This window comes from Quisquiliibacterium sp., from assembly GCF_982640115.1.
In genome coordinates, this window is record NZ_CEXFHW010000030.1 from 19,355 (window position 1) to 28,802 (window position 9,448).

Annotated in this window: 6 protein-coding genes; 3 read left to right on the forward strand and 3 right to left on the reverse strand. The window is 73.0% G+C overall.

Features of this window, described 5'->3' with window-relative positions; translation table 11 throughout:
* Positions 1-128: 128 nt before the first annotated feature.
* Positions 129-1,106, reverse strand: coding sequence for a nucleoside hydrolase (locus tag AC2H6A_RS05620; protein ID WP_484272162.1), 978 nt, complete (start codon positions 1,104-1,106; stop codon positions 129-131).
* Positions 1,103-2,107 carry a ribokinase gene (locus AC2H6A_RS05625; protein ID WP_484272163.1) on the reverse strand — a complete coding sequence of 335 codons (1,005 nt, stop codon included), beginning with the start codon at positions 2,105-2,107 and terminating at the stop codon, positions 1,103-1,105. The genes AC2H6A_RS05620 and AC2H6A_RS05625 overlap by 4 nt, the downstream gene beginning before the upstream one ends.
* A 114-nt stretch (positions 2,108-2,221) precedes the next feature.
* Between AC2H6A_RS05625 and AC2H6A_RS05630 the strand changes: the two genes are divergently transcribed.
* Together AC2H6A_RS05630 and AC2H6A_RS05635 are read left to right on the forward strand one after the other, a co-directional pair.
* Positions 2,222-3,601, forward strand: a complete 1,380-nt coding sequence (locus tag AC2H6A_RS05630) for an exonuclease domain-containing protein (protein ID WP_484272164.1) — start codon at positions 2,222-2,224, stop codon at positions 3,599-3,601.
* 31 nt (positions 3,602-3,632) lie between these two features.
* Positions 3,633-5,372 carry an AMP-binding protein gene (locus tag AC2H6A_RS05635; protein ID WP_484272165.1) on the forward strand — a complete coding sequence of 580 codons (1,740 nt, stop codon included), beginning with the start codon at positions 3,633-3,635 and terminating at the stop codon, positions 5,370-5,372.
* 68 nt (positions 5,373-5,440) lie between these two features.
* Here the strand turns inward: AC2H6A_RS05635 and AC2H6A_RS05640 are convergent, their stop codons facing one another.
* On the reverse strand, positions 5,441-6,859 hold the full coding sequence (locus tag AC2H6A_RS05640) for a M20 family metallopeptidase (RefSeq protein ID WP_484272166.1): 1,419 nt from the start codon (positions 6,857-6,859) through the stop codon (positions 5,441-5,443).
* 223 nt (positions 6,860-7,082) lie between these two features.
* Between AC2H6A_RS05640 and AC2H6A_RS05645 the strand changes: the two genes are divergently transcribed.
* The coding region (locus tag AC2H6A_RS05645) for a hybrid sensor histidine kinase/response regulator (protein ID WP_484272167.1) at positions 7,083-9,448 on the forward strand (2,366 nt) is incomplete at its 3' end.

Below are 9,448 nucleotides of genomic sequence, written 5' to 3' on the forward strand. Positions count from 1 at the left end.
CGCGTAGGATGAATCGGGCGCAGGCGGGCGCGGGTGCCCGGGTGCGGGCCGGCCGGTCGCAGCGCATGCCGCATCCGGACGAACCGCTCATTGTCGCGCATTCAGGCCCCGGCGCAAACCCGGGCGGCTCAACGGTCGCAGGCGAGCAGTTCGGCAATCACCCGGTCGACCGCCGCGGCCCCGTCGATGCCCACCGCCACCCGGGCGATCGGCGCAGCCAGCCCCGGCAGGCCGCGGGCCTCGTCGGACAGGCCGCGCAGGTCGCAGGCAGTCATGCCGCGAAGGGCCGGGCTGGCCAGCTCCACATGCACGGGCGTGTCCTGCCAGCGCAGCAGCCCGGGGTCGGTGAGCGCGAGCAGCGCGCAGGGATCGTGCATGGCGGCGGTGTCACGCCGGTACACCGCGCGGGTGCGGGCAAGGTAGTAGCCGAGCAGGCCGGCAAAGGCCCGCCCCACCCTTCCCCCGGCGGCAGCCAGCCGGTCGACATGGGCCTGGGCGATGCCGGCCTGGCGGGTGACATTGAGGCCCACCATGCGCACCGGCGCCCCACAGGCGAACACCACCGACGCCGCCTCGGGATCGCAGTGGATGTTGAACTCGGCCTGCGGCGTGATGTTGCCGACATCGGTGGAGCCGCCCATCAGCACGATCTCGCGCAGCCAGCCGGCCAGGCGCGGCTCGGTGCGCAGCGCCACCGCCACATTGGTGAGCGGGCCCACCGCCACCAGGGTGATCTCGCCGGGCGCGGCGCGCGCCTGCTCGATCAGGAAGGGCACGGCGTGCTGGGCGAGCGGCGCGCGCCGCGGCTCGGGCAGCACCGCGCCATCAAGTCCGGTGCTGCCGTGGATATGCGCGGCCGAGGCGGGCGCGCCCACCAGCGGCCCGGCCATGCCGGCCGCCACCGGCACGTCCAGCCCGATCAGCTCGCACACCGCCAGCGCGTTGCGGGTGGTGTTGGCCAGGGGCGTGTTGCCGAAGACGGTGGTGATGCCCACCAGATCGAGCCGCCGCGCGGCGTAGACGATCGCCATCGCGTCGTCGTGGCCGGGATCGCAGTCGAGCAGGATGCGGGTGCGCCCGGGCGGCGCCGGTGCGGTAGGGGTCATGACAGCGCCTCGGCAGGGGGCAGGAGGGCCGCGATGGCCGCCGCGGCCGCCAGCGCGGGGACGGCGCCGCGCCGCGTGCAGGCGAGCGCGCCGGCGGTCACGCCGTGCCGCAGCGCCACCGCCGCCGGGTCGCCCGCGGCCCATCGGCAGGCGAAGGCCCCCACGAAGGCATCGCCCGCGCCGGTGGAATCGACCACCGCCACCGCGGGCGGCGGGCAGCTCAGCGCCGGCTGCCCGCTCTGGAGCAACAGCGCACCGCGCTCGCCCAGGGTGACCACGGCGGCCAGCCGCACCCGACCCAGCAGCGCGCTGGCCAGCGCCAGCGGCCCGGTGGGCGCGACCCGCCGGGCACCCACCGACAGGCTGCCCGGCGCTGGCTCGCCGGAGGCCGGCGGGCCAGCGCCCGCGTCGCCGGCAAGCAGAGCGGCCTCGCCCTCGTTGGCCACCACGATGTCGGTCAGGGCCCAGAGCGAGGCCGGCAGCGCGGCGCGCGCCGGCGCGGTATTGAGCAGCGTCGGCACCCCGTGACCGCGGGCCATGGCGAACACCGCCTCGGTGAGTTCGAGCGGCGTCTCGAGCGTGGCCAGCACCAGATCGGCCCCGGCGATCAGCGCACGGGCCCGCTCGGCATCGCCGGCCCGCAGTCCCTGATTGGCGCCGGGCGCGATCACGATCCGGTTCTCGCCCCCCGACTCCACCAGGATCATGGCCTGACCGGTGGGCTCGCCGGCCATCACCCGGACAGCGCTGGCGTCGATGCCCTCGGCCAACCAGAGGGCGCGGGCCGCGGCGCCCGCGGCATCGTCGCCCACCCCCGCGAGCAGGGCCACCCGCGCCCCGCAACGCGCCGCCTGGATGGCCTGGTTGCTGCCCTTGCCGCCCGGCGCCTCGAGCGCATCGCGTCCGGCCAGGGTCTCGCCGGCGGCGGGGCAGCGATCGACCACCACGCTGAGGTCGCGCATGAAGCTGGCAAGGGCAAACACACGGGGCGGGGCGCTCATGCCGTTCTCCGGACGCGATCGGGCCGGACGGAATGTCCGGGCCGCCGGCGACTATGCCGAGCCGGCGCCGGGCTCGTCAAACGAGCCCGGCAGCCGCCACAGTGACGCCCTGCCATGCCCCTGTCGCCCTGCTTCGCCCTGGTCGATGTCGAGACCACCGGCCTCTCGCCCCAGCACCACCGTGTGATCGAGATCGCGGTGATCCGCGTGCAGCGCGCGGGCGACACCTGGCAGGCCAGCCCGTGGCATTCCCTGGTCGACCCGGGCGTGCCCATCCCGGCGGTGATCAGCCGGCTCACCGGCATCACCGCGGCCCGCTGCGCGGGGGCGCCGGCCTTCCCGGCACTGGCCGCCGAACTGCTGCGCCAGCTGGACGGCACAGTCTTCGTCGCCCATCAGGCCCGATTCGACTATGGCTTCGTGCGCGCCGAACTGGCGCGCGCCGGCCACGCCTTCTCGGCCCGCACCCTGTGCACCGTGCGCCTGTCGCGCCTGCTGGAACCACAGGCTGAGGACCACACCCTCGACGGCCTGCTGGCCCGCCACCGGCTGACGGCGCCCGAGCGTCACCGCGCGCTGGGCGATGCCCGCGCGCTCTGGGACCTGGTGCAGGCGCTGGCCGCTCGACACGGCGAGCGCGCGCTGCGTCTGGCTGCCTCGCGGCTGCTGCGCCATCCCGGCCTGCCCTCGCACCTGCCCGCGCAGGCGCTCGAAGACGCGCCCGCGGGGCCAGGGGTCTACGCCATGCTCGGCGCCCGGGGCCAGCCGCTCTATGTGGGCCGCAGCAGCCACCTGCGCCGGCGCCTGGCCAGCCACTTCAGCGCCGACCCCACCCGCGAGCGCACCGCGCGGCTGGCCGCCGAAACCCATCGCCTGGAATGGCGGCGCACCGCCGGCGAGCTCGGCGCACGCCTGCTCGAAGCGCAATGGATCCGCGAGCGGCAGCCCAGCCACAACATCGCCCAGCGGCGGGTCTGGCCCTGGTTCGCCCGGCTGCCCGCCGAGGGCCGTCGGGCCGTGCTGTTGCGCGGCGATCGGCTCGCGCCCGGCGAGGAGTGCGGGCTGTTCGGTCCCTTCGGCTCGCGCGCAGCCACCCGTGCAGTCCTCGCCGAGGCCGCCAGCCAGGCCGGCCTGTGCCTGGCCGTGCTGGGTCTGGAGCGACGCGCACCGGGCGAGCCCTGCTTCCGGCGCCAGCTCGGGCGCTGCGCCGGCGCCTGCGTGGGGCATGTGCCGGCAGGCACCCAGTGGCAGGCCCTGGCCCAGGCGCTGGCCGAGTGGCGCGTCCCGCCCTGGCCGGCATCGGGCCCGGTCACGCTGCGCGAGGACGACCCCACCGGCGCGACGCAATGGCATGTGCTCTGGCACTGGCGTCATGTCGGCTCGGCCGACGATCCGCAGGTCGTCGAGGGCTTGCGCAGTCGCGCACCGGCAGAGCCGCTCGATCCCGGCATCTATCGCCTGCTTCGGCGCCTGCTGCCGGCCGATCCGCGATAATCGGGCATCCAGCCCAATTCCGGAGCCCCTCATGTCCGCCAGCACCCCGAGCGCCTCGCCATCCGCCGCCGACCCCCGCGTGCCGCGGGACGGCCTGAGCCTGGTCCGCGGCGACACCGAGGTCGCCCTGCTCGAGCTCACCATCCCGCAGTTCCTCGCCCGGGCGGTCGAGCGCGGCGGCGATCGCGAGGCCGTGGTGTTCCGTGAGCAGCAGGTGCGCTGGAGCTGGCGCGAGTTCGCCGCCCGGGTCGATGAGCTCGCCGCCGGCCTGCTCGCGGTGGGCATCGAGCGCGGCGACCGCGTGGGCATCTGGTCGCCCAACCGGGTCGAGTGGCTGGTCACGCAGTTCGCCACCGCGCGCATCGGCGCCATCCTGGTCAACATCAACCCGGCCTACCGGCTGGCCGAGCTCGAATACGCCCTGAACAAGGTCGGCATGAAGGCGCTGGTCAGCGCCGACCGCTTCAAGACCAGCGAGTACCTCGAGATGCTGCGCACCCTGGCGCCCGAGCTCGCGCAGTGCGCGCCCGGCCTGCTGCGCAGCGAGCGGCTGCCGCATCTGCGCACCGTGATCCGCATGGGCGAGGCCCGCACGCCGGGCATGTTCAACTACGCCGAGGTGCTGGCCATGGCCAGCCCGGCGCTGCATGCCCGGCTCGACGCGATCACCGCCGCGCTCGACCCGCACGACCCGATCAACATCCAGTTCACCAGCGGCACCACCGGCAACCCCAAGGGCGCCACGCTCACCCACCACAATGTGGTCAACAACGGCCGATTCGTGGCCGAGGCCATGCGCCTGGGCGCCGCCGACCGGCTGTGCATCCCGGTGCCGCTCTATCACTGCTTCGGCATGGTGCTGGGCGTGCTGGCCTGCGTGACCGAGGCCTCGGCCATGATCTTCCCCGGCGAGGGCTTCGATCCGCTGGCCACGCTGTCGGCGGTGGCCGATGAGCGCTGCACCGCCCTGCACGGCGTGCCCACCATGTTCATCGCCCAGCTCGATCACCCGGCGTTCAGCCGCTTCGATCTCTCGACGCTGCGCACCGGCATCATGGCCGGCTCGCCCTGCCCGATCGAGACCATGAAACGGGTGGTCGCCCAGATGCACATGCACGAGGTGACCATCGCCTACGGCATGACCGAGACCAGCCCGGTGTCCTTCCAGAGCGCCACCGACGATCCCCTGGAGCGCCGGGTGAGCACCGTGGGCCGCATCCAGCCGCATCTCGAGGTGAAGATCGTCGATGCCGACGGGAATCTCTGCCCGGTGGGTGTCAAGGGCGAGCTCTGCACCCGCGGGTACTCGGTGATGAAGGGCTACTGGAACGACGATGCCCGCACCGCCGAGACCGTGCGCGACGGCTGGATGCACACCGGTGACCTGGCCACCCTCGACGAGCAGGGCTTCTGCAACATCGTCGGCCGCGTGAAGGACATGCTGATCCGCGGCGGCGAGAATGTGTTTCCGCGCGAGGTCGAGGAGTACCTCTTTCGCCACCCGGCCATCCAGGATGTGCAGGTCTTCGGCGTGCCCGACCCGCGCTTCGGCGAGGAGGTCGCCTGCTGGGTGGTGCTCAAGCCCGGCCAGCACGCCGCCGAGGAGGACATCCGCGCGTTCTGCCGCGGCCAGATCGCGCACTACAAGGTGCCGCGCTATGTGAAGTTCGTCAGCGAGCTGCCCATGACCGTCACCGGCAAGCCGCAGAAGTTCGTGATGCGCGAGGCCATGGCCCGCGAGCTCGGGCTGCAGGAGCAGAAGACCGCCTGAGCGCCAGACCTTGCGCAAGGCGCCCCCTGGCGGGCGGCGCGCCTTGCGCGGCGCGGTGCGCCCGCTGCTCAGCGGGTGTCGATCGGCACCGGATTCGCCGCCAGCTCGCGCGCGGCCGCCTCGCCGAGATCCCAGTAGAGCCCGGCCATGATGCCCAGGCCCTCGTCGATCACGCTCACCGGCACATTCTCGTTGGGCGCGTGGTTGGCCGAACCCGGGTAGGAGTGCGGCACCCAGACGGTGGGCAGGCCGAGCACCTCGGTGAACACATCGTTGGGCAGCGAGCCGCCCAGGCTGGGCAGGATGGCTGGATCGGTCCCGGTGGTGTGCTGCACTGACTGCGCCGCCCACTGCACCCAGGGATGGGAAGGGTCGATGCGCGAGGCCCGGAACATGGTCTCGCGCGAGGGCGCGATCTTCACCATCGACAGGCCCTGCCGGTCGAGGAACTGCCGCAACTGCCCGAGCAGGCGATCGGGGTCGACCCCCACCACATAGCGCAGCTGCATGCGCGCCCAGGCCTTCGGCGGAATCGCGTTCACCGGCTGGCGCGGGTTGCCGGTCTCGAAGGCGAGCACCTCGCAGCTGCACCAGGCAAACACCCGTTCGGCAGGCGTCAGACCGGGCTCGCCCCACCAGGGCTCGATCTCGGGGTCGCCGGGGCCGGGCTCGAAGGCGAGCTGGCCGACCGCTCGCCGTACCGAATCGGGAATGGATTCCGGCACCCAGCCCGGTACGCGGATCTGGCCGTTGGGCCCGACCATGGCGGCGATCGCATGAGCGAGCAGCACGCCGGGGTTGGAGATCAGCCCGCCCCAGTTGCCCGAGTGGTGCGCGCCGGCACGCGACTCGATGGTCAGGTCAAAGCCGAGACCGCCGCGCGAGCCCAGAAACAGGGTGGGCTTGCGCCGGGCGATGCGCGGGCCGTCGGAGGCCAGCAGCAGGTCGGCGCGCAGCCGGTCGGCATGGGCCTCGCACAGTTCGCGCAGGCCCGGCGAGCCGGTTTCCTCGCCCATCTCGATGAGCCAGCGGGCATTGAAGCCGAGCCGGCCCCGCACCGCCAGCAGCGCCCGCATCGCCTCCAGGTTGAGGGTGTGCTGGCCCTTGTTGTCGACCACGCCGCGGCCATACCAGATGCCGTCGCGTTCGGTCAGGCGCCAGGGCGACAGGCCCTCGTACCAGCGGTCGTCCTGGCCGCGGATCACATCGCCATGGCCGTAGCCGAGCACGGTGGGCAGGGCATCGTCCTCGTGGCGCTCGGCCACCAGGAAGGGTGCCTGCGCCTTCGGATGGGTGAGCACCGCGCAGGTGAAGCCCAGTTCGCGCAGCGCCGGGATCATCTCCTCGTCGAGATAGCGGCGCATCTCGGCGGCGCGATCCGGGTTCTGACTCTCGGTGGGCATCGCCACGCGGCGCGAGAGGGTGCGAAAGAGCTCGCCCGAGGCGAGCGTCTGGCGGGCCTTGTCGATCACGGCTTGTCGGGTCATGCGGGCTCCTGGCGAAAGGCCGGCTCGGGCTGGCCGCCGGCACCGGCTCGTGCGACAGACCGCCCGAGCCACGCGCCGCAGGGTACGCCGGCGGCGGCCGCAAGGACAGGGGCGCCCGCGGCCGGGGTTGGCCGCGGGCGCTGAAATCGGTCATCATCGGGCGCCCACGGAGCCAGACCGGCGTGCAGTGCGACACCGGGTCTCGGGGCGACGCGCCCATCCCATGCCCACGCCCGCCCCCGATCCGCCTCCGGCCGGCAGCCACCACGAGACACCTGGCGGCCACCGGAACTCGTCCGCGGCCGCGTCCACTGCCCTGCCCAGGGTCGGGCTGCGCGGGCGACGCCGCCTGATCGCCGGCATCGTGGTCTCGCTCGCGGTCGGCCTGCTGGTGCTGGCCGCCGACCTGGTCGCGCACCGGCGCTTCGACCAGACCATCCTCCTGATGCGCGACCTGGATGAGGCCGATGACCGCCTGGCGCTGGGCCTGCTCGCCCTGGGTGCGGCCATCGCGCCCGGCCAGAGCGACCCGGTCGCGCAGCTCGCCCAGGCCCGGACCGGCCTGACCGCAGCACTCGAGAGCTATCGTCTGGCCCTCGTCCGCAGCGGCAAGGACACACCGGAGCAGCACTCGATGCGCGAGCAGCTCGAGTCGCTGCTGGCGCGCCTTGAACGCGATGGGCTGGGGCCCGGGCCGATCCAGCGTCTGGACCTGCTGGAATCGGCGCAGCGCCTGATGCACCAGGTGGAACAGCTCGACAAGGGGGTTCGAGAGCAGTTCTGGCAGGCCAGCGACAGCTTCGAGCACCAGACCCGCGCGATGCTGCTGCTGCCCATTGTGCTGATGGCCGGCCTGTGTGCCTGGCTGCTCAAGGCCGACCGCCTGCGCACCGGCGTGGCCGAACGACTGGCGCTGAGCGAGGCGCGTCAGCGGGCCCTGGCGGACTCCCGGGCGCACGATCTCGCGCGGGCCGAGGCTGCGCGCGACGAATTCGATGCCTTCGCGCGCGTGATGCTCGACCACCAGCCCACGCAGATCGCCTACTGGGATACCGGGCTGCATCTGCGCTTTGCCAACCGCGCCTGCCTCGAGGCGCTGGGGCGCTCCCGCGAGGACGCGATCGGCAAGCCGATGTCCGAGCTGCTGGGCGAGGCCGCCACCGCCAGCCAGCAGGCGGTGCTCAGGCGGGTGCTGGGGGGCGAACGGGTGGTGCGCAGCGAGGATGCGATGCTGGGCGGGCGTCTGCTGGTGGTGCGCCTGCCCGATCATCGCGACGCCTCGGTGCGCGGCTTCTTCTGGTTCGCCACCGACATCACCCAGACCGCCGAGGTGGAACACCACCTGCGAGAACTCAACCTCGAACTCGAACTCGCCCGCGACCGGGCCGAGCAGGCCAGCCGGGCCAAGAGCGCCTTCCTGGCCAACATGAGCCACGAGATCCGCACGCCCCTGAACGCGATCATCGGCATGACCCGGCTGTTGCGGCGGGAGCATACCGAGCCCGTCCAGCGAGATCGCCTCGACAAGGTCGCTGACGCCGCCGCGTATCTGCTGGAAGTGATCAACGGAGTGCTCGACATCTCGAAGATCGAGGCCGGTCGCCTGGAGCTCGAGGCGGTGGTCTTCGATGTCCGGGCCATGGTCGAGCGCAGCGTGGCCATCAATGCCGGGCGCGCCGCCGAAAAGGGGCTCAGCCTGAGCGTCGAGATGAACGGGCTGCCGCCACGCCTGCGCGGTGACCCCACCCGCCTGTCGCAGGCGCTGCTCAATCTCGTCGGCAATGCGGTGAAGTTCACCGAGCGTGGCGGCATCACCGTGCGGGTGGAGGGAGCGCCCGCGGCCGACGGGTCGGTGATGGTCCGCTTCGACGTGATCGACACCGGCATCGGGGTCGCGCCCGAGCGGGTCCGCTCGCTCTTCCAGCCCTTCGAGCAGGCCGACAGTTCCACCACTCGCCGCTACGGCGGCACCGGCCTGGGCCTGGCCATCACACGGCACCTCGCCCGGCTGATGGGCGGCGATGTCGGTGGTGAACCGATGCCCCAGGGCGGCAGCCGCTTCTGGTTCACCGCGCGCCTGGGCGTGGCGCGGGCCGAGGAGCCCCTTGCCTCTCCCCTGCCCGCCCCAACCGCCCTGACGCCGGACGACTGGCGGGAGGATCTGCCAGGCGACACCCCGCTCGAGGCCGTGCGCCGACTCGCCGGCGGCGCGCGGGTCCTGCTCGCCGAGGACAATCCGGTCAATGCCGAGATCGCCCGCGAACTGCTGCGCGAGGCAGGCATGATCGTGCGCGTAGCCGGCAATGGCCGCGAGGCGCTGTCACTCGCCCTCCAGGACCCGCCCGATCTGATCCTCATGGATGTGCAGATGCCCGAGATGGACGGTCTCCAGTCCGCCCGTGCGATGCGCGCGCAGCCGGCGCTCGCGCGAGTGCCCATCCTGGCCATGACCGCCAACGCCTTTGCGGAAGACCGCCAGGCCTGCCTGGCCGCGGGCATGAACGACCATGTGGCCAAGCCGGTGGATCCGGCGCTGCTGCATGCCGCGCTGCTGCGCTGGCTGCCAGCGACCGGCGGCGCTCAGAACCC